This window comes from Achromobacter sp. EB05 (genome assembly GCF_044232075.1).
GTDB lineage: Bacteria > Pseudomonadota > Gammaproteobacteria > Burkholderiales > Burkholderiaceae_B > Achromobacter > Achromobacter dolens.
This window is the reverse complement of record NZ_CP155917.1, coordinates 5,517,757-5,543,014: the sequence shown is the minus strand read 5'-3', so window position 1 is coordinate 5,543,014 and position 25,258 is coordinate 5,517,757. Positions and strand designations below refer to the sequence as shown.

Below are 25,258 nucleotides of genomic sequence, written 5' to 3'. Positions count from 1 at the left end.
CTGGCGATGCTGGCCGTGCTGGCCTGCAGCTTCGTGTTCTGGCTGCTGGCCTCGCAGACCGGATCGCGCCTGCTGCTGACCACCGCCGCCCAGCAACTGGACGGCCAGGCGCTGGACGTGCGCGGCTCGGTCCTGCGCGGGCTGGACGTCGGGCGGCTCGACTTGAACATCAGCGGCACGCGTATCGACATCAGCGACCTGCGCCTGAGCGTGCATTGGCGCGCGCTGGGCAACCGGCTGCTGCATGTGCGCGAACTCTCGGCCACGAATGTCGAGATCGGCCTGACCGCCAGCGAGGACGCGCCGGCCGATGACAAGCCCGAAGAACCCTTCAGCCTGCCGGCGCTGCCGGTGGACATTGCGGTGGACCGGTTGGCGCTGGGTGAATTCCATCTGCTGCAGGACGGCCAACCGCTGCCGGTCGAACTGGGCGACCTGAGCGCCACGTTCGCGGCCGGCAAACAGGGCGCGCAGCTACGCATCGCCAATCTGCGCGTGGGCCATGAGATCGGCCAGGCGCAGTTGAGCGGGCAAGCCGAACTGCAGGGCCTGGCCGACCCCTGGCCGTTCGCCGCGCGGCTGGACGTGATGGCGCGCGGATCGGGGCCGGCGTCGCCGCTGTGCCAGGCCGACCAGTTGAGCGGCAAGTTCGCGCCACCCGCGAAACCGCAAGAGGAGCGGCCCAAGGCGTCCGAGGCGGCCAAGCCCCGGGCCGGCAAGGCCAAGGGGGAAACCGCCAAGGCCGCCGCCGCAGGCGCCAAGCCGTCCTCCGCCACGCCGCCTGAGGGCGCCCCGGCCAAGACCACGGATGCGTTCATCGGCCCGCCGGCGCCGGCCTGCCAGGTGATGTTGCAGGCCGATGCGGCGGGCTCGCTGGACGGCATCCAGGCCAAGCTGGATGGCACCGGCGCCGGCCTGGCGTTGGAGGTGATGGCCGATCTGGCGCCACGCACGCCGCTGGTGCTGCGCAGCGCGCGGGCCGAGGCGCGGCTGCCGGACCAGTCGACGCTGTCGGCGCGCCTGGACCTGCGGGCGGTGGACGGCCAGCCGGGCCGCGACCGCATCGTCGGCACCGTTGGGGCGCGGCGCCTGGACCTGTCGCCCTGGCTGGGTGACGCGATTCCGCCGGCGATCGTCAGCGCCAGCGCGCAGTTGAGCGCCGAGTTCGAGAACCTCAGCCAGTTGCGCCAGGCCGCGATCGACCTGCGCTTCGAAGACGGCGCGCGCTGGAACAAGCAGGCGCTGGCGGGCGCGGTCAAGGCCCAGGTGGATATCGCCGCGCCCGCCGCCGGCCCGCAGGCCAGCGCCAGCGCCGTGGCGTCGGGCCCAGATGCCGCGCCGGGAGCCCCCGATGCCGCGGTCAGGCCCGCCGCCGATGCGCCCGATGCGCCCGATGCCGCCGTCAAGCCCGACGCCGCTACACCCGCCGCGGATCTGCTGGCCGGACTGCGCATCCACGGCCTGGACGTCGATCTCAAGCTCGGCGCCAACCGGATCCGGGCGCAGGGCGAGATCGGCGGGGCCGACGGCGCGCTGACGCTGGACGCGCAGGCGCCGCAACTGGATGCATTCTGGCCCGGCATTCCGGGCGGCGCCGACCTCAAGGGCAAGCTCGGCGGCACCATCGCCGCCCATAAGGCCGAGATCACCGCCGGCTACAACCCGCCCAAGCCGCGCCCCGGCGTGTTGGGCGAGTCGCGGGCCCAGGCCACGCTCGCCTTCGCTGGCGGCTGGGGCAAAGGCGCGCCGGGGGCGGCCGACGCCGCCCTGACCGGTTGGCGCGGCACGGTTTCGCGCCTGACGGCCGACAGCGCCGGCTTCACCGTTTCGGTCGACCGGCCCGTGACGCTGTCTTACCTGCCGGCGGCGGTGGCGCCGCAATGGCAGTGGCAGGTGGGGCAGAGCGTGCTGGGGGTGGCCCTGCCGGGCAAGGAAAAACTGGCGATCGCGCACAAGGGCTCGCGCGGCGACGCCAAGCGCTGGGAAACCGCCGGCCAGGCCGACAACCTGGTCATCACCGCCGCGATGGCGCGGCAGGTGATCGCCGCCGTCGACCCGGAGGCCGCGGCCAAGATGAACAAAGGACCGAAGCGCGTCAATGCTACGGTGGCGGAAAGCCAGCGCCGCATCGCGCTGGACGCGTCCTGGGACCTGAAATTCGACGGCCGCCTGGCCGGCCGCGCCCGCATCGCGCGGCGCGACGGCGATCTGCTGATCCCGGGCGACCCGCCGGTGCCGCTGGGGGTGAAGGCGCTGGTGCTGGACCTGACCGCCACGCCGACCTCGGCCAACGCCAGCCGGCTGGACGCCAAGCTGGACCTGGCGACCGACAAGATGGGCAAGATCGCCGGCAATGGCACGGCGGTGCTGGCGGTGGACGCCAAGGGCGGCATGGCGCTCGATCCGCGCCAGCCGATCCGCGCCAGGCTGGATGCGGATATCACCGATCTGGCCTGGGTCGGCCTGTTCGTCGGCGACTCCATGGAGGTCGGCGGCCAGGTCAAGGCCAACCTGGAAGCCCAGGGCACGCTCAATGGCAAGTGGAGCGCCAGCGGCGCGATCCGCGGCGACAAGCTGCGCGTGGTGCGCATCGACGACGGCGTGCGCCTGATCGACGGCACGCTGGCGGCGCGGCTGGACGGCGACAAGCTGGTGCTCGACAGCCTGCGTTTCCCGGCCTCGCTGCGCGTGATGCCGGCCGAATGGCGCACCAAGGAATGGATCACCACCAACCCCGAGGCCAAGGGCGGCTATGCCGAGGCCAAGGGGCAATGGAACCTGATCGACGGCGGCGGCAACGTGCGCCTGACGCTGTACCGCTTTCCGGCGCTGCAGCGCTCGGACCGCTATGCCATGGTGTCCGGCACCGTCGACCTGAACGCCGCGATGCCGCGCATCGACATCGTCGGCGACCTGAAGGCGGACGCCGGCTGGTTCAGCCTGGAGATCCTGCAGGGCGTGCCGTCGCTGGACGACGACGTCAAGGTGCGCCGCGCGGGCGACGATCCCGGCGCCGTGTCGACCCCGCTGCAGACCAGCATGAACCTGAAGTTCGACATGGGGCCGCGCTTCTACATCACCGGCATGGGGCTGGACGCCGGCCTGCTGGGGTCGATCCAGATCCTGCTGAACGACGGCCGCCTGACCGGCGTGGGCGCGCTGCGCACCCGAGGCGGCGGCATCGAGGCCTATGGCCAGAAGCTGCGGCTGCGGCGCGGCACGCTGACCTTCCAGGGCCGCCTGGACAACCCGTTGCTGGATATCGAGGCGCTGCGCACCGGCGAGCAGGTCGAGGCGGGCGTAAAAGTGGTGGGCACTGCCCAGCGTCCGCGTATCGACCTGGTGTCGTACCCTGACGTCAGCGACGTCGAGAAGCTGTCGTGGCTGTTGCTGGGCCGGGGCCCGGACGAAAGCGGCAGCGACGCCGCGCTGTTGCTGTCGGTGGGCACGGCGCTGCTGGGCGGCGGCCAGCCCTTCTACAAGCAGTTCGGGCTGGACGACGTCAGCGTGCGCACCGGCAACCTGGGCAGCTCGGGCAGCATCCTGCCCGACCGCACCGTGGCCGGCGACGTCAACCGCGACAGCGACAGCCAGTTGGCGACGCAATTCCTGGTGGCCAGCAAGTCGTTCGCCAACGGCATCACGCTGAGCGTCGAGCAGGCGCTGGCGGGCAGTGACACGGTCGGCCGCGCCAGCTACCGGCTGGCGCGCGGCCTGTCGCTGGACCTGAAGGGCGGCTCGGTCAACGGCATCGCGCTCGTGTACCGCACCTTCTTCGGCGATTGACGCCCGTGGCCGTTCCGTTCCCGTTCGGGGACGGGGCGGCGCGCTCGGGATAAAATGACGCCCATTCCATTTCCCCAAGCACTCTCGCCACCATGAGCATCAAAAGCGACCGCTGGATCCGCCGCCAGGCCGAAGCCGGCATGATCGAACCCTTCGAAGCGGGTCAGGTCCGCACGGCCAATGGCGGGCGCATCGTCAGCTACGGCACCAGCAGCTACGGCTACGACGTGCGTTGCGCCGACGAATTCAAGATCTTCACGAACATCAATTCCACCATCGTCGATCCCAAGAACTTCGACGAAGGCTCGTTCGTGGACTTCAAGGGCGACGTCTGCATCATCCCGCCCAACTCGTTCGCGCTGGCCCGCACGGTCGAATACTTCCGCATCCCGCGCAGCGTGCTGACGATCTGCCTGGGCAAGAGCACCTATGCCCGCTGCGGCATCATCGTCAACGTGACGCCGCTGGAACCCGAATGGGAGGGCCACGTCACGCTGGAATTCTCGAACACCACGCCGCTGCCCGCCAAGATCTACGCCGGCGAAGGCTGCGCGCAGATGCTGTTCCTGGAAAGCGACGAGATCTGCGAGACCTCGTACGCCGACCGTGGCGGCAAGTACCAGGGCCAGCGCGGCGTGACGTTGCCGCGCACCTGATCGTCAGCCGCGGGGGGGCGCCGCCCGGCGCGCCCCGCCATGCCTGAACGCCCGTCAGGAGCGCCCTGGCGCCGGGCGCAGGTATTCGATGTCCCATTCGCTTTCCGACACCTGCGCGAAGCCGTGGCGGCGATAGAAGCGGTTCGAGTCGCTGCCGCGCAGCGCGCCCACGCTGACCGGCAGGCCACGCCGGTCGGCATCCTGCAGCAAGCGGCCCAGCACCTGGCCGCCCACCCCCAGCCCCTGCGCCGCGGGCACCACATACAGATGATCCAGCCGCAGGCCGTCGCCGTCCGGACGCAGCGCATAGAAGCCGACACGCGCGCCGTCGCGCTCGATGATCCAGGTGTGATCCGGCCGGAAGGTATCGCGCAGGCGCGCGCGGGCCCGCTCGGGGTCGAACCGGCCCAGGCGTTCCAGGCTCTCGCGCATGGCCTCGATGCGGATGGCCAGCAGGGCTTCGAAATCCGCGGGAGTGACCGGCACGTCGCGTAGCGCGCCCGCCGCCAGCGCGTCGTAGCCCTGGCCCAGGAACCGCAGCAGGCAGATGCCATGACCGAACGGATCGCTCAGGTGGGCGATGCGTCCCCAGTCGTGCGATACCGGGGCATCCTCCAGCGTGGCGCCCGCCGCCACTGCCCGTTCGACAGCGCTGTCGACGTCGTCGACCACCACATCCAGATGCACCGGCGTCCAGTGGCGGGCGTAGTCGCGCGCTTGCCGCGCGGCGCTCGCGGCGGGCGTGCCGGCGGCCTTTTCCAGCAGGTAGATCGGCGCCGACGCGCCCAGCATTTCGGCGGCCGCGGGACCGAGGCGGCGATGCAGCGCCAGGCCGAAGGCGCGGCGGTAGAAGTCGATGGCCGCCTCGAGATCGGGCACGTCGATGTTGACCAGGATGCGCATGAGGTTTTCCGCAAGAAGGGATCGCAAAACATAGCATGGCGCGCACGCCGCGTTGCAATCGCGCCGGCGGCCTGCGCGGCGCTAAAGAACCCGGGGGGGCGACCGTAAAATGACATATGTGTTTGCCGATTTGGCGACGTCATTTCAGCAAGCGTGAGCAAGGCCTATCCGTGCGTTACCCCCATATCCCCTGGCTGCCCCTGTTGTTCTATCCTGCGCTGCCGGTGATTGCGGCGGTGGGGCTGTTGTTGTGGCGCCAGTGGCCGCCGGCGCTGACGCTGATCGTGCCGTTCGTGCCGTGGGTCATGGCGCTGGTCGGCGCGGCGATCTGCCTGATGTACCAGCGTTCGCAGACGCTCGCGCTGATGCTCGGCGTGCTGATGGCCGTGGCCATCTGGCCGACGCTGGCCAGCGAGGCGCCGTGGGCGCTGGGGCCCGCGCTGGTGTGGTGGTCGCTGGCCTACACCATCAACGCGCTCTGGCCGGAACGCGCCGGCATGTTGTGGGACCTGGCCGCGCGCATCGCTCTGATGGCGGTGGGCGCCGCGGCCATCGCGCTGGCCGGCAAGGACGGCGCCGGGCAGTGGTTCGGCACGCTCGCCGTGCAGGGCATGCTGGCGCGGCTCGGCATCCCGGCCGAAGCGCTGGCGGCGCTGCTGGTCACCGGCCTGACCTTGACCTTGCTGCTGTTGCGCTATGGCCGTCCGCAGCAGGCTGGCCAATGGCTGGGTTTCGTCTGCATGGCCTGGGCGCTGCCGCGCGGCGGCGCCCATCCCATCGAGCTGGCCGTGATGGCTTCCGCCGCGCTGACATCGCTGTCTATTTCGCTGGCGCACGAGGGTTATCACATGGCCTTCCGCGACGAACTGACCGGGCTGCCGGGCCGCCGCGCGCTCAATGAGCGCCTGCAACGCATGGGCCGCGTCTATACGTTGGCGATGGCCGACGTCGATCACTTCAAGGCGTTCAACGACACCCACGGCCACGACGTCGGCGACCAGGTGCTGCGCATGGTGGCGGCGCAACTGCGCCGGGTGCCGGGCGGCGGCTATGCCTACCGCTACGGCGGCGAGGAATTCACGCTGGTGTTTCCGGGCAAGACCGCCGTCGAGGCCATGCCACACCTGGAAACGGTGCGGCGCGCGATCGAGGCCTACCAGATGCGCCTGCGCGACAAGCCGGCGCGGCCCAAGGCGGACCAGGTCGGCCTGCGCCGGCGCGGCGGCCGCGGACGCAATGTGCGGCCGTTGCGGGTCACGGTCAGCATCGGGGTGGCCGAGCGCGGCGAGACGTTGCGCGCGCCGGACGCCGTCATCAAGGCGGCCGACCAGGCGCTTTACAAGGCCAAGGACGGCGGCCGCAACCAGGTCTGGGCCTACGGTTCCCGACGCCGCGCCGGCGCCGCCTAGCGGCCGGACAGGGCCAGCGCCATCAGTACCTCGTCGTAGAGCTTGCCATTGACGCACAGCGCCTCGCGCTCGAGGCCGTACTCCTCGAAGCCGAGGCTGGCGTACAGCCGGCGCGCCGCCGCGTTGTTGGCGGTGACGCTCAACTGCACCGTGCGCACGCCGCGCATGGCGCCGGCGTGATCGATGGCGGCGCGCATGAGCAGGCGCGCCAGGCCCCGGCCGCGCCACTCGGGCGCTACGTAGACGCTCCAGATATGTGCCTTGTGGCGCATCTTCAGCTTGCGCTGGCGGGTGACGCCGGCGATGCCGGCCAGCGCCGTTTCCGAGAACACACCGAACATCGCGCTGTCGTCCGCCGGCGCGATCCAGCCGCGGATGTCTTCCAGTGTCAGCGTATGTTCCTCTTCGTAACTCGATCCGAACGCTTCCGGAGTCTCGCGCAGGGCGTCCAGGCGCAATTGGCGCAGCGCCTGGGCATCCAGGGGGATCAGACGTCTGACGAGGAGGCCGGATGCGGAGGTCACGGGACGCGGATTGTTGGGAATAAGGTACGGTTGGGGCAGTATAGGCGCCCCGGCTGCCTATAATGGGGCAACGCCGCTTGCGGTTTTCACAAAGGAGCCAACGATGTTCGGTTTCCTCAAGATAAACCATGAGGCCGAGCGCGACGAGGTCCAGGAAGAGTTCGTGGCCCGCGTGGCCCACGCCGCCGAAGATTTCGTCCAGGCCGCCGGTTCCGCCGGAGCCGGGCTCGACTACACACCGTCGAGCGTCCATGCGCTAGACGATGCGCTCGAAGCCGCGCATGTGGGCACATTGCCACTGACTCCCATGCAGACTGTCGGCGCCGCCGCCTACCTCTACGAGGTGGCCCGGCGCGCCCATGGCGGCCTGTACGAGGTCTGCGACGACGAGGACCCGGTGGTGCTGGTCTGCGGCGAGCCCGAGGCCGAGGTCTGCTTCGGCGCCATCGCCAAGGTCGAGCGGCGCATCCGCTACGGCGCCGCCGAGGCCATCCCGCCGTACTTCGACCGCTTCATCGCGGCCCTGGAGGCGGGCGAGGCCCGCACCCTGCGGTAGGGCCGCGCGAGCTTCTCGCGGGAGCCTGGCCGGCGCTCTCCCGGCCGCCCCGCGGCGGCCGCTCGCGGACGCGTTGCAACGGTCTTCGGGAAAACCATAGGGCCTGGAGAAAAACGGCCCTACAATTCGGCCATTCCCGCCGCCGGCGGGAACCTCGCGCCCGCCTGTCATCAGACGGTTTTTCACTAGAAGTACACTCGCGTCCGCCAACCCGGTCCGATTCGCCTTGCCCCCAGGAGCGCCTGCATGAAATTCCGCTTCCCCATCTTCATCATCGACGAGGACTACCGTTCCGAGAACGCGTCCGGTCTGGGTATCCGCGCCCTGTCCGCGGCGATCGAGGCCGAGGGCGTCGAGGTGATCGGGGTGACCAGTTACGGCGACCTGAGTTCGTTCGCCCAGCAGCAGAGCCGTGCCAGCGCCTTCATCCTGTCGATCGACGACGAAGAGTTCGACGTGGATTCGCCCGAGGACGTGGCCAGCGCGATCAAGAACCTGCGCACCTTCATCGGCGAACTGCGCTTCCGCAACGCCGACATCCCCATCTACCTGTACGGCGAGACGCGCACCTCGGAACACATTCCGAACGACATCCTGCGCGAGCTGCACGGCTTCATCCACATGTTCGAGGACACCCCCGAATTCGTGGCGCGCCACATCATCCGCGAAGCGCGCAGCTATGTGGACAGCCTGCCGCCGCCGTTCTTCCGCGAGCTGGTCAAGTATGCGCAGGATGGCTCCTATTCCTGGCACTGCCCCGGCCACTCCGGCGGCGTGGCGTTCCTGAAGAGCCCGGTGGGCCAGATGTTCCACCAGTTCTTCGGCGAGAACATGCTGCGCGCCGACGTCTGCAACGCCGTCGACGAACTGGGCCAGTTGCTGGACCACACCGGCCCGGTGGCCGAGTCCGAACTGAACGCGGCGCGCATCTTCCACGCCGACCACTGCTACTTCGTGACCAACGGCACCTCGACCTCGAACAAGGTGGTGTGGCACGCCAACGTCGCCGCCGGCGACGTGGTGGTGGTGGACCGCAACTGCCACAAGTCGATCCTGCACGCCATCACGATGACGGGCGCGATCCCGGTGTTCCTGCGCCCGACGCGCAACCACCTGGGCATCATCGGCCCGATCCCGCTGGAAGAGTTCCATCCGGACAGCATCCGCAAGAAGATCGAGGCCAACCCGTTCGCGCGCGAAGCCGTGAACAAGAACCCGCGCATCCTGACGCTGACGCAGAGCACCTACGACGGCGTGATCTACAACGTCGAGATGATCAAGGAACACCTGGGCAGCTACGTCGACACGCTGCACTTCGACGAAGCCTGGCTGCCGCACGCCTCGTTCCACGAGTTCTACCAGGACATGCACGCGATCGGCCAGGACCGTCCGCGCAGCAAGGACGCGATGGTGTTCGCGACCCACTCCACGCACAAGCTGCTGGCCGGCATCTCGCAGGCCTCGCAGATCATCGTGCAGGAATCCGAGACCCGCAAGCTGGACCGCAACGTCTTCAACGAAGCCTACCTGATGCACACGTCGACCTCGCCGCAGTACGCGATCATCGCGTCGTGCGACGTGGCCGCGGCCATGATGGAGCCGCCGGGCGGCACCGCGCTGGTCGAGGAAAGCATCCGCGAAGCCATGGACTTCCGCCGCGCCATGCGCAAGGTGGAATCGGAGTTCGGCAAGAACGACTGGTGGTTCAAGGTCTGGGGCCCGAACCGCCTGGTGTCCGAAGGCATCGGCAACCGCGATGAGTGGATCCTGGAGTCGAACGACCACTGGCACGGCTTCGGCGACCTGGCCGAAGGCTTCAACATGCTGGACCCGATCAAGGCCACGGTCATCACGCCGGGGCTGGACATGTCGGGCAGCTTCGGCGAAACCGGGATCCCGGCCGCGCTGGTCTCCAAGTACCTGACCGAGCACGGCGTGGTGGTCGAGAAGACCGGCCTGTATTCGTTCTTCATCCTGTTCACCATCGGCATCACCAAGGGCCGCTGGAACACGCTGCTGACCGCGTTGCAGCAGTTCAAGGACGACTACGACCGCAACCAGCCGCTGTGGCGCATCCTGCCGGACTTCTGCCGCGGCCATCGCCGCTACGAGCGCATGGGCCTGCGCGACCTGTGCCAGCAGATCCACGAGGCCTACCGCGAACGCGACGTGGCCCGCCTGACCACCGAGATGTACCTGAGCGACATGGTGCCGGCGCTCAAGCCGTCCGACGCCTTCGCCCGCATGGCGCACCGCGAGGTCGAGCGCGTGGATATCGACAAGCTGGAAGGCCGCGTCACCGGCGTGCTGCTGACGCCGTATCCTCCGGGCATTCCGCTGCTGATCCCGGGCGAGCGCTTCAACCGCACCATCGTCCAGTACCTGCAGTTCGCGCGCGAGTTCAACGAGCGCTTCCCGGGCTTCGAGACCTACATCCACGGCCTGGCCGACGAAGTGGGTCCGGACGGCGAGAAGCGCTATTACGTTGATTGCCTGATCGAAGACTGATCGGGTCCGGAGTCCTGATGTTCGATGTCGCCGTTCTCGGCGCCGGCGCCGCTGGCATGATGTGTGCCGCGGTCGCCGGTCAGCGCGGCCTGCGCGTGGTGCTGGTGGATCACGCCGAACGGCTGGCCGAGAAGATCCGTATCTCGGGCGGCGGCCGCTGCAACTTCACCAACATCGGCGCGGGGCCCGCCAATTTCCTCTCCGACAACCCGCATTTCTGCCGGTCGGCGTTGGCGGGCTACACGCCGCAGGACTTCCTGGCGCTGCTCAGGCGCCACCGCATCGCCTGGCACGAGAAGCACCGCGGCCAACTGTTCTGCGACGATTCCAGCGAATCCATCATCGAGATGCTGCGCGCCGAATGCGATGCCGGCGGCGTGCAGTGGCGCATGGCTTGCCAGGTGGCCGAGGTTGCCCATGGCGAGGCCGGCTTCGAACTGCGCACCAGCCAGGGCGTGATCCGCGCGGCCAAGCTGGTGGTGGCCACCGGCGGCATGGCGATCCCGCAGTTGGGCGCCACCGATTTTGGCTTGAAGCTGGCGCGCCAGTTCGGCCTGAAGGTGGTCGAGCCGCGGCCGGCGCTGGTGCCGCTGACCTTCGACGCCGCCCACTGGCAGCCGCTGGCCGAGCTGTCCGGCGTGGCGCTGGAGGTCAACCTGGCGACGGGGCAGGGCAAGGCGCGCGGCGAGTTTCTCGAAGACCTGCTGTTCACCCATCGGGGCCTGTCGGGCCCGGCGATCCTGCAGATCTCCAGCTACTGGAAGCCGGGCGAGCCCATCGTCATCGACCTGGCGCCGGGGCGCGACCTGGCGGCCGAACTGCTGGCGGCCAAGTCCGGCAACCGGCAGCAGTTGCACACGGTGCTGGCCGGCCTGTGGCCCAAGCGCCTGGCCGACCGCTGGCTGCAGCTGGCCGAGCAGGGCGGCAAGCCGGGCCTGGCGGCGCTGCGCCTGGCCGATGCGCCCGACAAGACCCTGCGCGCGCTGGCGCAGGACATCCACCAATGGACCCTGGTACCCAGCGGCACCGCCGGCTACAAGAAGGCCGAGGTCATGCGCGGCGGGGTCGATACGCGCGGGCTGGACCAGAAATCGATGCAGGCCCGCGCCACGCCCGGCCTGTACTTCATCGGCGAAACCGTGGACGTCACCGGCTGGCTGGGCGGCTACAACTTCCAGTGGGCCTGGGCCTCCGGCGTGGCCTGCGGCAAGGCGCTCTAGCGGTTCCGGGCGCTGCCCGCGTTCCCCGTGCTCCGGCCACATTCCTTCCCGGGCGCGACGCCCGCTTTGTCCAACGCTTTTCGCGCCGCCGGCGCGGGCACGCTTCGTGCTGCTCGCCAAGGGCTGTCCGGCCCATAGCCTGCCTGCATGACAGGCATTGCAACGTTATCGTTGTCGTATCAAATAAAAATACCTATCATTTGTATTTTCAAAAATAAGACGCTCGCCCTCGTCGGCGGCGTTGCCCGACGGAGATCGCCTTGGCCTACACCCTGCCGCCCCTGCCTTACGCCTACGACGCGCTTGAACCGCACATCGATGCGCTGACGATGGAGATCCACCACGGCAAGCATCACCAGACCTACGTCAACAACCTGAACGCCGCGCTGGAAGGCGCCGGCATCGCCACCGACGAGCCGGTCGACGCCCTGGTGGCGCGCATCGACCAGTTGCCCGAGGCGATCCGCGGCGCGGTGCGCAACAACGGCGGCGGGCATGCCAATCACAGCCTGTTCTGGGCGGTCATGTCGCCGCGCGGCGGCGGCGAGCCCGACGGCGCGCTGGCCCGCGCCATCGATGCCGAGCTGGGCGGCCAGGCAGCCTTCCGCGATACCTTCACCAAGGCCGCGCTGACGCGCTTCGGCAGCGGCTGGGCCTGGCTCAGCGTGACGCCGGACGGCAAGCTGGCAGTGGAAAGCAGCGCCAACCAGGATAGCCCGCTGATGCAGGGCAACACGCCGATCCTGGGGCTGGACGTGTGGGAGCACGCCTACTACCTCAAGTACCAGAACCGCCGTCCGGAATACATCGGCGCCTTCTACAATGTGATCGATTGGTCCGAGGTGGCGCGCCGCTACGCCGTCGCCGTGGGCTGAGCCGGCATCGCGCGAGGGCAGTGGACCATGAACACCTTCAGCCGTCATCGCATCCGGCCCGCGGCCACCAGCGTCAGCGTCTGGACGCTGGCGGTGCTGGTCGCCTGCCTGGGCCTGCACCAGGCGTGGGTCTATTTCGATGCCAATGCGCCGCACGTGGCCGACGCGCTGCTGGGCGGCATGGTCGCCGCCGGCGCCACCGCGGCGGGCACGCTGCCGATCCTGTTCGCGCGCACCATCCCCCAGAAGATGCAGGACAGCATGTTCGGCTTCGGCGCCGGCGTGATGCTGGCGGCCAGCGCGTTCTCGCTGGTGGCGCCTGGCATCGCGGCGGCCGAGTCGCAGGGCGCCGGCCCCTGGGGCGCGGGCCTGACGGTGGGCGCCGCCATCCTGCTGGGCGCGGCGGCGCTGCTGCTGATGGATCGGCTGTTGCCGCACGAGCATTTCATCAAGGGCCGCGAGGGCATCGAGGCGCACCGCCTGCGCCGCGCCTGGCTGTTCGTCTTCGCCATTACGCTGCACAACCTGCCCGAAGGCCTGGCCATCGGCGTCGGCTACGCCGGCAACGATCCGCTGCGGGGCACCGCGCTGGCCACCGGTATCGCCATCCAGGACATCCCCGAAGGATTGGTGGTGGCGGTGGCGCTGATCGCCGCCGGCTACAAGCGCGCGTTCGCGGTGGCGCTGGGCATGCTGTCGGGCCTGGTCGAGCCGGTCGGCGCGGTGCTGGGCGCGGTGGTGGTGGGCTGGTCGGCGGCATTGCTGCCGTGGGGGCTGGGCTTTGCCGCCGGCGCCATGCTGTTCGTGATCAGCCACGAGATCATCCCCGAGTCGCACCGCAAGGGGCACGAGGTCTACGCCACCTGCGGCCTGATGCTGGGCTTCGTGCTGATGATGCTGCTGGACACCGCGCTGGGCTGACACGGGCGCGGCGGCGACCGGCCAGCGTTCACGGATCAACAACGCAATCGCGTTTCGCGGTATGCTTTCGGCGCTGTCACGCATGTTGCGGGAGAGAGCGGCCGTTCGCGGCTGCCGCCGAAGGCGCAATTCGCCCGGAATCGCTCAGGTATCCCATACCGCGCATGCTTGCCCTGTCCCGGTTTTCACCGCGCGGACGCGGCAAAGCAGCACTCTGGAGAGACCTGGCGCCGCTGCCCAATCAGGGACATAGCGAGCAGCCCAGGCGCCGAAGGTGCAAACCCGCCACGCGGGGCAACTCTCAGGCAAAAGGACAGAGGGGCGGAAGATTCAGCCGTTGCGTGGGCGCATCCCGTCCGCCGGCGGCATTCCGTAACCCTGGCAACGCTGCCGCTCCGGAGTACCCGCGCATGTCCGCACCCCTCAAACGCACCCCGCTGGCCGACGAACATATCGCCTCTGGCGCCCGCATGGTCGACTTCGGCGGCTGGGACATGCCCCTGGCCTACGGCTCGCAACTGGAGGAGCACCACGCGGTGCGCCAGGACGCCGGCATGTTCGACGTCTCGCACATGCTCAACGCCGACATCACCGGCCCCGACGCCTACGCCTTCCTGCAGCGCCTGGTGGCCAACGACGTCGCCAAGCTGACCGTGCCCGGCAAGGCGCTCTACACCTGCATGCTGAACCCGCAGGGCGGCGTCATCGACGACCTGATCGTGTATTTCTTCGCCGCCGATGAATGGCGCGTGGTGGTCAACGCCGGCACCGCCGACAAGGACATGGCCTGGATGCAGCGCGTCAGGCAGGCCGGCAAGTTCGACGTCACCATCACGCCGCGCCGCGACCTGGCCATGATCGCCGTGCAGGGCCCCAACGCCCGCGCCAAGGTCTGGGCCGCGCGCCCCGCCTGGCAGGCCGCCAGCGAGCCGCTGACCCCGTTCGTGGCCGCCCGCGTCGGCGACGACACGCTGGTCGCGCGCACCGGCTACACCGGCGAAGACGGCTTCGAAATCGTGCTGCCCGCCGCCGAGGCGGTGCAACTGTGGCGCGACCTGGCGGCCCAGGGTGTGCGCCCGGCCGGCCTGGGCGCGCGCGACACGCTGCGCCTGGAAGCCGGCATGAACCTCTACGGCCAGGACATGGACGAACTGACCCAGCCCGGCGAAGCCGCGCTGACCTGGACGGTTTCCCTGAAGAACCCCGAGCGCCGCTTCATCGGCCGCGACGCGCTGGAGCAGTTCGCCACGCCCGCCGCCTTCGTCGGCCTGAAGCTGCAGGAACGTGGCGTGATGCGTGCCCACATGGCGGTGCGCGCCAAGAACGGCACGGGCGAACTCACCAGCGGCACCATGTCGCCGACGCTGGGCGTGTCGATCGGCTTTGCCCGCCTGCCGCAAGGCGTGGTCGCGGGCGACACGGTCGAGGTCGACATCCGCGGCAAGTGGGTGCCCGCCCTGGTCTGCAAGCTGCCGTTTGTCCGTAACGGCAAAGCCGTCGAACACTCGTAAACTCGAAGCTTCGCGCCGCAGGCCCGCCCCTTTTGGGGCGCAGGCCGCCGGCGCGAGGCGCGCAACACCATTTCCTTATCCGAATCCCCCCAGGAGTTCCCATGAGTCTGCCCACCGATCGCAAGTACACCGAGTCCCATGAATGGGTCAAAGCCGAAGGCGACGTGTTCGTCGTCGGCATCACCGATACCGCCCAGGACCAACTGGGTGACCTGGTCTTCGTCGGCGACGTCAAGGTCGGCGCCAAGCTGAACGCGGGCGAGACCGCCGGCGTGGTCGAGTCGGTCAAGGCCGCCTCCGACATCTACGCGCCCGTGGCCGGCGAAATCGTCGCGTTCAACGACGAGCTGGAAAGCAACCCCAACCTGATCAACGAATCGGCCTTCACCGCCTGGATCTTCAAGATCAAGCCGGTCAACGCCGCCGATGCCGACAAGCTGCTGGACGCCGCCGGCTACGAAGCCGTCGCCAACGGCTAAGCCGGCCGGGGCGGGCGCGGCGCTGGCGCCGCCGCCCGTCCATGCATCACCGTCCGTCCCCCCCGACGACACCGCCATCCCGAGATCCCCCATGTCGCGCGCCCTAGACACCCACACCGACTTCATCCCCCGCCACATCGGCCCCTCCGACGCCGATCAGGCCGCCATGCTTGCCGCCATCGGCAGCCCCAGCCTGGACGCCCTGATCGAAGAAGTCGTGCCGCCCAAGATCCGCAGCCAGGCGCCGCTGGCGCTGCCGCCGTCGCGCAGCGAAGCCGACGTGCTGGCCGAACTGAAGCAGATCGCCGGCCGCAACAAGGTCTACCGCAACTACATCGGCCAGGGGTACTACGGCACGCAGACGCCCAACGTGGTGTTGCGCAACATTCTCGAGAATCCCGCCTGGTACACGGCCTACACGCCGTACCAGCCCGAGATCTCGCAGGGTCGCCTGGAGGCCCTGCTGAACTACCAGACCATGGTCGCCGACCTGACCGGGCTGGACATCTCCAACGCCTCGCTGCTCGATGAAAGCACCGCCGCCGCCGAAGCCATGACGCTGGCGCGCCGCAGCGCCAAGTCGCAAAGCCCGGTGTTCTTCATCTCGCGCCACGTGCATCCGCAGACCATCGAGGTCGTGCGCACGCGCGCCGAGGGCCTGGACATCGAGATCGCCGTCGGCGACGAGGCCGATGGCCTGCCGGAGTGCTTCGGCGTGCTGCTGCAGTACCCGCACAGCACCGGCTCGGTGGCCGACTACCGCAAGCTGGCCGAGACCGCCCACGCGCAGGGCGCGGTGGTGGCCGTGGCCACCGACCTGCTGGCGCTGGCGCTGCTGGCCGCGCCCGGCGAATGGGGCGCGGACATCGCCATCGGTTCGGCCCAGCGCTTCGGCGTGCCGTTCGGCTTCGGCGGCCCGCACGCCGGCTTCATGGCCTGCAAGGACGCCTTCAAGCGCAACATGGCCGGCCGTCTGGTCGGCGTGTCCAAGGACGCCCAGGGCAACCCGGCGATGCGCCTGGCGCTGCAGACGCGCGAACAGCACATCCGCCGCGAGAAGGCCACCTCGAACATCTGCACCGCGCAGGTGCTGCTGGCCGTGATGGCCGGCATGTACGCCGTCTGGCACGGCCCGGCCGGCATCCGCCGCATCGCCGAGCGCGTGCAGCGCTACACCGCCATCCTGCGCGCCGAACTCGGCAAGCTGGGCATCAAGGTCGCCAACGACACCTTCTTCGACACGCTGCTGCTGGAAACCGGCCCGGCCACGCCCGCCATCATCACGGCCGCCGAGTGCGAGCACATCAACCTGCGCCGTGTCGACGGCGCGCGCCTGGCCGTGTCGCTGGACGAGACCGTCACCGCCGCCGACCTGCAGGCGCTGGTGAACGTGTTCGCCGCCGGCCTGGAACGCGACGACGTCGAACTGGACATCGACGCGCTGGACGCCAAGGCGGCCGGCGGCATCCCCGCCGCGGTGGCGCGTGAAAGCGCCATCCTCAAGCATCCGGTGTTCTCCAGCGTGCAGTCGGAAACCGACATGCTGCGCTACCTGCGCAAGCTCGCCGACAAGGACTTGGCGCTGGACCGCACCATGATCCCGCTGGGCTCCTGCACCATGAAGCTGAACGCCACGGCCGAGATGATCCCCATCACCTGGCCCGAGTTCGCGCTGGTGCATCCGTTCGCGCCCGCCTCGCAGAGCAAGGGCTATGACGAGCTGATCACGCGCCTGTCGGCCGCGCTGTGCGAGATCACCGGCTACGACAACATCAGCCTGCAGCCCAACTCGGGCGCGCAGGGCGAATACGCCGGCCTGCTGGCGATCCGCGGCTACCACCAGGCCAACGGCCAGCACCAGCGCAACGTCTGCCTGATTCCGTCGTCGGCCCACGGCACCAACCCCGCGTCGGCGCAACTGGCCGGCATGGACGTGGTGGTGGTGGCCTCCGACGCCAACGGCAACGTCGACCTGGGCGACCTGCGCGCCAAGATCGAACAGGTCGGCGACAAGCTGGCCGCGCTGATGATCACCTACCCGTCCACGCACGGCGTGTTCGAGGAAGCCGTGACCGAGATCTGCGACCTGGTGCACCAGGCCGGCGGCCAGGTGTACCTGGACGGCGCCAACATGAACGCCATGGTCGGCGTGGCCAAGCCGGGCAAGTTCGGCTCGGACGTGTCGCACCTGAACCTGCACAAGACCTTCTGCATCCCGCACGGCGGCGGCGGCCCGGGCGTCGGTCCGGTGGCGGTGCGCGCGCACCTCGCGCCGTACCTGCCCGGCGTGGTGAACGAGCAGGGCAAGCTGCCCGGCGAAGCCAAGGTCGGCCCGGTCTCGGCCGCGCCGTTCGGTTCGGCCGGCATCCTGCCGATCCCGTTCGTGTACATCGCGCTGATGGGCGCCGACGGCCTGCGCCGCGCCACCGAAGTCGCGATCCTGAACGCCAACTACATCGCCACCCGCCTGCGCGGCCACTACCCGGTGCTGTACGCGGGCCGCAACGGCCGCGTGGCGCACGAGTGCATCCTGGACGTGCGTCCGCTCAAGGAAACCAGCGGCATCAGCGCCGAGGACATCGCCAAGCGCCTGATGGACTACGGCTTCCATGCCCCCACCATGAGCTTCCCGGTGGCCGGCACGCTGATGGTCGAGCCGACCGAATCCGAAGGCGTGGCCGAGCTGGACCGCTTCATCGAGGCGATGATCTCGATCCGCGAGGAAATCGCCCAGGTCGAGCGCGGCGAACGCGATCGCGAGGACAACGTCCTGAAGAACGCGCCGCACACCGCGCAGATGCTGCTGGCCGAGGAATGGCTGCACGACTACCCGCGCCAGCAGGCCGCCTACCCGGTGGCTTCGCTGCGCGAGGCCAAGTACTGGCCGCCGGTGGCGCGCGTGGACAACGCCTATGGCGACCGCAACCTGGTTTGCGCCTGCCTGCCGGTCGAAGCCTACGCCTGATGCCGCGTGACGGCCCGCCCCTTGGGGCGGGTCATCGAGGCTTGCCTGGCGACAGGCAAAAAAAACCCCCATCGCACGATGGGGGTTTTGCTTTTTCGCGGCCGTCTTACTTCCTGGCCGGCGCCGCCGTGATGGCGGTGGCGAATTCCTCGGTGATGCTGAAGTAGGTGTTCAGCAGGATCTGCAGGTTTTTCTTGCCGATGCCGCCTTCGGCGTTCATGTCCATCTGCAGCACGGCCTGGTTCTTGTCGTCCAGGTAAGCGCGGGTCCAGCGGTACTCCTGGTTCCAGGCGTTGATGGCCTTGAGCGTGGCCGGCTTCTTGCTGGCGTAGGTGGCGGTGGCGACCAGGTCGTAGCACTTCTCGGAGAAGTCATTGCACAGGAATTCCAGGCGCAGGTCGGTGGCGCCGGAATTGCTGGCGTCCAGGATCAGCACCGGACCTTCATCGCCGTCGGTCTTGCGGGTGGTGTAGCCCATGTCTTCCAGCATATGGACGACCATGTCGACGTCGAACTCATTGACCACGTCGGCGTTGCTGGTCGCGGCCATTTCGTCGTCCATGGCGGTGGCGCCGGCGGCCGGTTCGGCTTCTTCCTCGTCATCGTCCATCGCGCTGTTCATGCCGGTCGCGCCCAGCAGGCCCGAGAACAGTTCGTCGGCGGGAATCTTCTTGCCGTTCAGGTCGCCCATGCCGTCGGCGAAGTGGAACTTGCCGACGATGTTGTCGCCGTCGTTCTTGCCGACGTTGAACATCTCGGCCATACCGGACATGCTGCGGATGTTGTCGGCGGCCTCGGCTTCGGCCTTGTCGGCGGGCATGCCGTCCTTCTTGATGGCGTACTGCACCATCAGGTCCTGCACCATCGGCTTGGAGATCACCAGCGTGGCGTCGATCTGCTTGATGGCCTTGACCACGATTTCCTGCGGCGTCAGGTCCTTGACGTTGGGAGGATTGGCCAGGTCCAGCGTGACGTTCAGCTTGCTTTCGCCCTTGGCGGTCTTCCAGCTGATCGGGTCGATGCTGAACGACGGATTGCCGGCCAGCAGCTTGCCGGCGTTATCCAGCAGCACCTGGAACTGTTCGTCGTTCAGGCCCTCGTCGTGGGCATCGGCCATGTATTGACGCATCAGCTGGTTGTAGGTATCGGACAGCTGCTTGACCGCGGCGCCGTCCAGCCGGGCCAGCTTGATGACGGCCTGGCCGTTGCCCAGCGGCACGTCGTTGACGTTGATGTCGCCGGTCTGGTAGGCGGCCTGGATGTTGATGTTCTTGTCGTCCTCGGCCAGCTTGACGGTGTAGCTGAAGTTGTCGAGGATCACCTTGGCGTCGGCGTCCGGCTTGATGACTTCGATGCGCTTGATCTTGATGCCCGAGTCGCCGACCGACAGGCCGAACTTGCCCATGCGGCTGTCGACGTCCATGGTCAGGCCGGACATCGCCATCTTGATCGGATCGCTGCCCTTGGTGCCGTCCACCGCCAGCGTGTCGGTCTTGGCATTGGCGGTGATGGCGGCCAGTCCGCGGTCGAACGTGCCGGTGATTTCCATGCCGCTGAAATCGACCGAATTGCCCTCATGCGTCACCTTCACCGGCGCGATGCGGGCGGTCGATGCCGTGCTGCCGCCAAAGCTGACCATGGCATCGGTGACCAGGGGCGAGACGTCCTTGGTCAGCTCGAACACCGGCTTGACGTTGTCCGTCTTGGCCATTTCGGCGTGGACGAAAGCCAGCTTGGGCGCGATGGCGCCGCGCGCCAGCGCGCTCTTGGGGAACGGGCCGTGCTCGATTTGGGCATCGAATTCCAGCATGCCGTCCGGCATGTCGCTCAGGCTCTTGTCGCTCTTGACGAACGACACGCCGTAGCGCGCCTGCGTCGAGAACAGGCCGCGCTCGTATTTGATCTGGTCGATGCGCAGGCCGAACAAAGGCGTGATCTTGGCCAGCTTCTCGTTGGCCTCGGCCAGGCGGCGCTGCGCGCCTTCTTCGATGCGCTTGCCCGTGTACCAGGTAGCACCCACCCAGCTTCCCGCTCCCACTATGACCACGGCTAAGGTGATCGCTACGCTCTTTTTCATGTTTTGCTTTGTCGTTGATTGTCGAGTCTTGTCCATGCGGCGCGGCGCCGTCGAGCGGCGCGGGCAATGGGACATATTCATCGGCCTGTCAGGACCCGCGGCGAGTATACCGAGGCGGGGTAGCCAGTTGCAGTGCGTGCCGTTACCGAAGATTTCAAAATGAAAGCCGGCGCCCTCGGGCGCCGGCCATATTGTCGACAACGCGTGTTTTACAGGGGATCGAGCGGGTAGATCGGCCGGCGCACGTGCTTGAAGTCGAGCTGGCCGTAGTCGGAGGTGGTGACGCCCACGCCGGTGCACTCGATGATCTCGGTGGCCATTTCGGAGAAGCCGGCGCGCCAGTGGACCCGGCTCTTGAGCACCACATAGCGCTTTTGCAGCGGATCAATGCCGGCCGACAGCAGGCAATTGATGTCGAAGGGTTCCTGGTGCCGCGATACCACCACGATCTCGACCCGTCCGGTATCGATCACCACCGTCAGGCCGGTGTCGTTGCGCACGCCACGGTACATGGGGCCGCGGTTCAGGTAGACGCCGTCGAACACCAGCTTGACGCGGCCCGTCACGGTCAGCGGTTCGCCGCGGCGATTGATGGCGGGCATGTCGACCTTGCCCCCCAGCGGCAGCGTGACGGTGCTGCCCACCCCCGCCGTGGCCGCCTCGCGCGCCGCCTGGGGATCACAGATGGCGTAGAACACCACGTTGTCCAGTTCCTGGCGCAGCACCTCGGCCAGCACCGCGGTGGTGTCCATGGTGCCCCCGGAGCCGGTGTTGTCGTAGTGGTCCAGCAGCACCACCGGTCCCTGCTCGATGGCCTTGGCCCGGGCAATGGTGGGCGCCAGCGGCTCGGAATGGAACACCCATTTCGCGCGGTCGTTCCAGGCGCGGTCCAGCAGCTCGTCGCGGTATTGCTCCGCCTGGGCCAGGTTGGCGTCCGTACAGACCACGGCGCTCAGGCCGGCCTCGCGGATGTCGGCGTGGGGGAAACCCACGAACACCGAGGCCGCCAGCACGCCGTCGGCCTCCAGCTGGCGGCAGCGTTCCTGCAGCGACTTGTTGGGATCGGCGTGGGTGCCCTGGCACATGACGTGCGGCAGCATGGGCTTGCCGCCCCAGGTCATCACGGGTTTGATCTCGCCCTTGAGCGTGCGCACGATGACGTTGGCCGCGCGCATGCCGGCCTCGCGGATGTCGACGTGCGGATAGGTATGAAAGCCGCTGATGACGGTGGCGTTGTCGACGATGTCGGCGTAGATGTTGGCGTGCATGTCCAGCGTCACCGCCACCGGCGTCTTGGGATCGATCTCGCGCAGGCGGCGCAGCAGGTCGCCCTCGGCGTCTTCCACGCCTTCGGCGACCATGGCGCCGTGCAGGTCCAGCAGGATGGCGTCGTAGCCGCCCTTGCGGACCTCGTCCAGCACCCGCTTGCACAGCAGCTCGTGGGTCTCGGCGCTGGCCGGGCCGCTGGGCCAGGACTCGGCGGCCACGGGCACCACGATCTCGGCGCCGACGCGGCGCGCCACCTCGATGTAGCCGCCCAGGCCGCTGTCGGTGTTCTCGTAGGCGCGGATGGCGCGGTCGCCGGCCAGGATTTCAGGATTGCCGCGGAAAAAGCGCGCGAGCGGGGTCGGCACGGGCGAGAAGGTGTTCGTCTCGTGCTTGATCATTGCCAGAAGCCAACGCATGGAAATTCCTGTGGGTTGCCAAAGGGGAAGGGGAGCGGGACGGCGTCAGGCCCGGGGCGGCTGCGGCCAGGGCTGCTGGGCCGGGCGCATGCGTTCCCAGGCGCGGGCCACGCGCAGCACGCCCAGATCGTCGAAGCGCGCGCCGGCGATCTGCAGGCCGATCGGCAGGCCCGACTTGGTATAGCCGCAATTGACCGAGGCGGCCGGCTGCTCGCTCATGTTGTAGGGCAGGGTGTAGCCGATGTGGTGCATGGTCGTGGCGACTTCGTTGGTGGGCGCGGCCCACTCGGCGTTGTAGGCCACCACCGGCGCCACCGGCGACAGCACGTAGTCGTAGGGGGCGGTGGCGGCGACGGTCCTGGCGCGCACGTTCAGGGTTTCGTAGTAGCTGCGGAATACGGCCTCGCCGGATTGGCCGCCGCCGCTTTCGGCCCAGGCGCGGATGAACGGCAGGATCTTGTCGCGGCGCGCTTGCGGCAGGGCCCCCAGGTCAATGGCCGAGCGGGTGCGCCAGAAACGGTCGACGCCGTCCAGCATCTCCGGCGTCATCCACGGCTTGAGCGGCGTGACGATGGCGCCGGCCGACTCGAACAGTCGGGCCGCGGCTTCGACGGCGGCACGGATCTCCGGGTCCAGCGGCAGGCCGCAGCCGGCTTCCAGTTGCAGGCCGATGCGCAGGCCGCGCACGTCGGCATCCAGGTTGAGCCAGTCGAAGTCCTGGAACGGCAGGCTCATGTGGTCGCGCGCGTCGGGTTGCGACAGCACGCCCATCATCAGCGCGGCGTCAGCGATGTCGCGCGTCATGGGGCCGGCGCAGCGGCCCATGAAGGGCGGGTCGATGGGAATGCGGCCCAGGCTGGGCTTGAGCGTGGCGATGCCGCACCAGGCCGCCGGCAGGCGCACCGAGCCGCCGATGTCGGTGCCGATGTGCAGCGGGCCGTAGCCCGCCGCCGCCGCCGCCCCGGCGCCGGCGCTGGAGCCGCCCGGGTTTTTGCTCAGGTCCCAGGGGTTGCGCGTCAGCGCATGGAAACTCGACAGTCCCGAGGAGAGCATGCCGTAGTCGGGCATGGTCGTCTTGCCCAGCACCACGGCGCCGGCCTCGCGCATGCGCGCCGCCGGCGGGGCGTCGGCCGCGGCCGGCGTCAGGTCGGTGGCGGCGGTGCCCAGCGGCACCGGCACGCCGCGGGTGGCGATGTTTTCCTTGATGGTGGCGGGCACGCCGTCCAGCGAGTAGCCGCCGCAAGCCTGCGGCTCGCCCTTCATCCAGCGCGCCTCGGAAGCGCGCGCCTGCGCCAGCGCCTGGTCGGGATCGAGCGCATAGGTGGCGTGGATGTGCGGTTCCCAGCGCGCGATGTGGTCGAGCACCGAGCGGGTCGCCTCGACCGGCGACAGGGTCTTGTTGCGATAGGCGGCCAGCAGTTCCTGGGCCGAGAGTTCATGCGGTTGCGACATGGCGGGTTCCGATTGCGTGGGATGCCTGGGTTGATTGGGACGCCTCAGGCGGCGGGGGCCGCCAGCCCGGCCGCCACGGGCCGGAAATTGCGGAAGTCCCAGTCGCGCCCGGGCGCCGCGTCGATCAGGGCGCGGGTGTACTCGTGGCGGGGATCGGTCAGCACGGCCTGGGCGGCGCCGGTCTCGACGACCTTGCCGCGCTGCATGACCATGATGGTGTCGCAGATCTGCGCGGCCACGCGCAGGTCATGCGTGATGAACAGCACGCCCACGCCGGTGCGCTCGCGCACCTGCTCGAGCAGTTCCAGGACCTGCGCCTGCACCGACACGTCCAGCGCCGACACGGCTTCGTCGGCCACCAGGATCTCGGGGTCCATCACCAGCGCGCGGGCGATGCAGATGCGCTGGCGCTGGCCGCCGGAGAATTGGTGCGGATAGCGCCGCATGGCGTCGGGGCTGAGCCCGACCACCGACAGCGTTTCGCCGGCGCGTTGCTCGGCCTTGTCGCGGGGCACGCCGAAATTGAGCAGGCCTTCGATGATGGATTCGCCCACGGTGCGGCGCGGGTTGAGCGAACGGTACGGGTCCTGGAACACGATCTGGATGCGGCGGCGCACCGGGCGCAGCGCCGCGCCGGACAGGGTGCTGAGGTCTTCGCCGCCCATCATCATGTGGCCGGCGGTGGGCTCGATCAGGCGCACGATGCAGCGCGCCACCGTCGATTTGCCCGAACCGGATTCGCCCACGATGCCCAGGATCTCGCCCTTGCGCAACGTCAGGTTGACGTCGGCCGCGGCGATCACGTTCTGCGGCGCGCGGCGCGAAAACAGCGCGCGCTTGCCGCCGTAGGTGCGCCCCAGGCCCTTGACGTGCAGCACCGGCTGGCCGGCGGGCGCTTCGCGGTGCGAGGGCACCAGGCTGGGCACCGACGACACCAGGCGGCGCGTGTACGACTGCTTGGGTTCTGCCAGGATTTCGTGGCGCGTGCCGCTTTCGATCAGGTCGCCGCGGTTCATCACCACGATGCGGTCGGCGATCTCGGCCACCACGCCAAAGTCGTGCGTGATGAACAGCACGGCGGTGCGGTGCTTGACCTGCAGTTCCTTGATCAGCAGCAGGATCTGCTTCTGCGTGGTGACGTCCAGCGCCGTGGTCGGCTCGTCGGCGATCAGCAGCTTGGGCTCCAGGATCAGCGCCATGGCGATCACGATGCGCTGGCGCTGGCCGCCCGAGAGCTGGTGCGGATAGGCATCGTAGATGCGCTCGACGTCGGGCAGGTGCACCGAGCGGAACATGTCCAGCACCTTGGCGCGGCGTTCGGCGGCCGACATGCGGCGATGCAGCCGCAGCACTTCATCGACCTGCTTGCCGACGGTGTGCACGGGGTTCAGTGCCGTCATGGGTTCCTGGAACACCATGGCCATGCGGGTGGCACGCAGCTCGCGCAGGCGCCGCGGCGTGGCGGTGGCCACGTCCTCGCCTTCGACGCGGATCGAACCCGCGCTGATGCGCAGCACGCCAGGCGGCAGCAGGCCCATGACGGCCAGCGAGGTGACCGACTTGCCCGAGCCGGATTCGCCGACCACGCACACGGTTTCGCCGGCGTGCACGTCCAGGCTCAGGTTGCGCACCACGCGGTTGCCGGCGCCGCCGACCTCCACCGACAGGTTGCGGATCGCCAGCACGGCGGACGAGGTATCGCCCGCGGGGGGAGTGGGAGAGTAGGTCATC

The 25,258-nt window shown here is 68.8% G+C and carries 17 protein-coding genes and 2 riboswitches; of the genes, 11 read left to right on the top strand and 6 right to left on the bottom strand.

Going from position 1 to position 25,258, the window contains the following annotated elements; genetic code table 11:
* The first annotated feature begins 6 nt into the window (after positions 1-6).
* Both AAID08_RS25265 and dcd read left to right on the top strand, forming a co-directional pair.
* Positions 7-3,786 (top strand): translocation/assembly module TamB domain-containing protein, encoded by a 3,780-nt coding sequence (locus AAID08_RS25265; RefSeq protein WP_395757843.1) that lies wholly within the window; start codon positions 7-9, stop codon positions 3,784-3,786.
* 92 nt (positions 3,787-3,878) lie between these two features.
* The gene (gene dcd / locus AAID08_RS25260) at positions 3,879-4,442 is read left to right on the top strand and encodes a dCTP deaminase (RefSeq protein ID WP_006385856.1); all 564 of its coding nucleotides are present in this window, start codon (positions 3,879-3,881) and stop codon (positions 4,440-4,442) included.
* A 54-nt stretch (positions 4,443-4,496) separates the two neighbouring features.
* Here the strand turns inward: dcd and AAID08_RS25255 are convergent, their stop codons facing one another.
* A complete protein-coding gene (locus AAID08_RS25255) occupies positions 4,497-5,345 on the bottom strand; it encodes a GNAT family N-acetyltransferase (protein ID WP_395757053.1) in 849 nt (282 codons plus the stop codon).
* Positions 5,346-5,515: 170 nt separating this feature from the next.
* Between AAID08_RS25255 and AAID08_RS25250 the strand changes: the two genes are divergently transcribed.
* Positions 5,516-6,754, top strand: coding sequence for a diguanylate cyclase (locus tag AAID08_RS25250; protein ID WP_064528605.1), 1,239 nt, complete (start codon positions 5,516-5,518; stop codon positions 6,752-6,754).
* Here AAID08_RS25250 and AAID08_RS25245 read toward each other — a convergent pair.
* Positions 6,751-7,278, bottom strand: a complete 528-nt coding sequence (locus tag AAID08_RS25245) for a GNAT family N-acetyltransferase (RefSeq protein ID WP_269201924.1) — start codon at positions 7,276-7,278, stop codon at positions 6,751-6,753. The two genes, AAID08_RS25250 and AAID08_RS25245, sit on opposite strands and share 4 nt — an antisense overlap.
* Positions 7,279-7,381: 103 nt before the next feature.
* Between AAID08_RS25245 and AAID08_RS25240 the strand changes: the two genes are divergently transcribed.
* The 8 genes from AAID08_RS25240 (at position 7,382) to gcvP (ending at position 18,313) form a co-directional block, all read left to right on the top strand.
* Positions 7,382-7,834 (top strand): hypothetical protein, encoded by a 453-nt coding sequence (locus AAID08_RS25240; RefSeq protein WP_064528602.1) that lies wholly within the window; start codon positions 7,382-7,384, stop codon positions 7,832-7,834.
* 246 nt (positions 7,835-8,080) lie between these two features.
* Positions 8,081-10,342, top strand: coding sequence for an arginine/lysine/ornithine decarboxylase (locus AAID08_RS25235; protein ID WP_054500645.1), 2,262 nt, complete (start codon positions 8,081-8,083; stop codon positions 10,340-10,342).
* Between the two features lie 17 nt (positions 10,343-10,359).
* Positions 10,360-11,562: an NAD(P)/FAD-dependent oxidoreductase gene (locus tag AAID08_RS25230; protein ID WP_395757052.1), complete on the top strand. Its 1,203-nt coding sequence runs from the start codon at positions 10,360-10,362 to the stop codon at positions 11,560-11,562.
* Between the two features lie 260 nt (positions 11,563-11,822).
* Positions 11,823-12,437 carry a superoxide dismutase gene (locus AAID08_RS25225; RefSeq protein ID WP_395757051.1) on the top strand — a complete coding sequence of 205 codons (615 nt, stop codon included), beginning with the start codon at positions 11,823-11,825 and terminating at the stop codon, positions 12,435-12,437.
* A gap of 27 nt (positions 12,438-12,464) precedes the next feature.
* Positions 12,465-13,358 carry a ZIP family metal transporter gene (locus tag AAID08_RS25220; protein WP_049076242.1) on the top strand — a complete coding sequence of 298 codons (894 nt, stop codon included), beginning with the start codon at positions 12,465-12,467 and terminating at the stop codon, positions 13,356-13,358.
* 78 nt (positions 13,359-13,436) lie between these two features.
* Positions 13,437-13,529, top strand: a riboswitch (glycine riboswitch).
* A 33-nt stretch (positions 13,530-13,562) separates the two neighbouring features.
* Positions 13,563-13,685: riboswitch (glycine riboswitch) on the top strand.
* Positions 13,686-13,768: 83 nt separating this feature from the next.
* Positions 13,769-14,869, top strand: a complete 1,101-nt coding sequence (gcvT, locus tag AAID08_RS25215) for a glycine cleavage system aminomethyltransferase GcvT (RefSeq protein ID WP_175189021.1) — start codon at positions 13,769-13,771, stop codon at positions 14,867-14,869.
* 101 nt (positions 14,870-14,970) lie between these two features.
* On the top strand, positions 14,971-15,348 hold the full coding sequence (gcvH, locus tag AAID08_RS25210; protein WP_006385867.1) for a glycine cleavage system protein GcvH: 378 nt from the start codon (positions 14,971-14,973) through the stop codon (positions 15,346-15,348).
* A 91-nt stretch (positions 15,349-15,439) separates the two neighbouring features.
* On the top strand, positions 15,440-18,313 hold the full coding sequence (gene gcvP, locus AAID08_RS25205; RefSeq protein ID WP_175189022.1) for an aminomethyl-transferring glycine dehydrogenase: 2,874 nt from the start codon (positions 15,440-15,442) through the stop codon (positions 18,311-18,313).
* A gap of 106 nt (positions 18,314-18,419) precedes the next feature.
* On the opposite strand, the gene AAID08_RS25200 is transcribed toward gcvP, so the two are convergent.
* The 4 genes from AAID08_RS25200 to AAID08_RS25185 form a co-directional block, all read right to left on the bottom strand.
* Positions 18,420-20,390: a DUF945 family protein gene (locus AAID08_RS25200; RefSeq protein WP_064528598.1), complete on the bottom strand. Its 1,971-nt coding sequence runs from the start codon at positions 20,388-20,390 to the stop codon at positions 18,420-18,422.
* Positions 20,391-20,599: 209 nt separating this feature from the next.
* Positions 20,600-22,075 carry a M81 family metallopeptidase gene (locus AAID08_RS25195; protein WP_395757050.1) on the bottom strand — a complete coding sequence of 492 codons (1,476 nt, stop codon included), beginning with the start codon at positions 22,073-22,075 and terminating at the stop codon, positions 20,600-20,602.
* A 45-nt stretch (positions 22,076-22,120) separates the two neighbouring features.
* Positions 22,121-23,527 carry an amidase gene (locus AAID08_RS25190; RefSeq protein ID WP_049076232.1) on the bottom strand — a complete coding sequence of 469 codons (1,407 nt, stop codon included), beginning with the start codon at positions 23,525-23,527 and terminating at the stop codon, positions 22,121-22,123.
* Positions 23,528-23,571: 44 nt separating this feature from the next.
* Positions 23,572-25,257 carry an ABC transporter ATP-binding protein gene (locus AAID08_RS25185; RefSeq protein ID WP_064528592.1) on the bottom strand — a complete coding sequence of 562 codons (1,686 nt, stop codon included), beginning with the start codon at positions 25,255-25,257 and terminating at the stop codon, positions 23,572-23,574.
* Position 25,258: the final 1 nt, after the last annotated feature.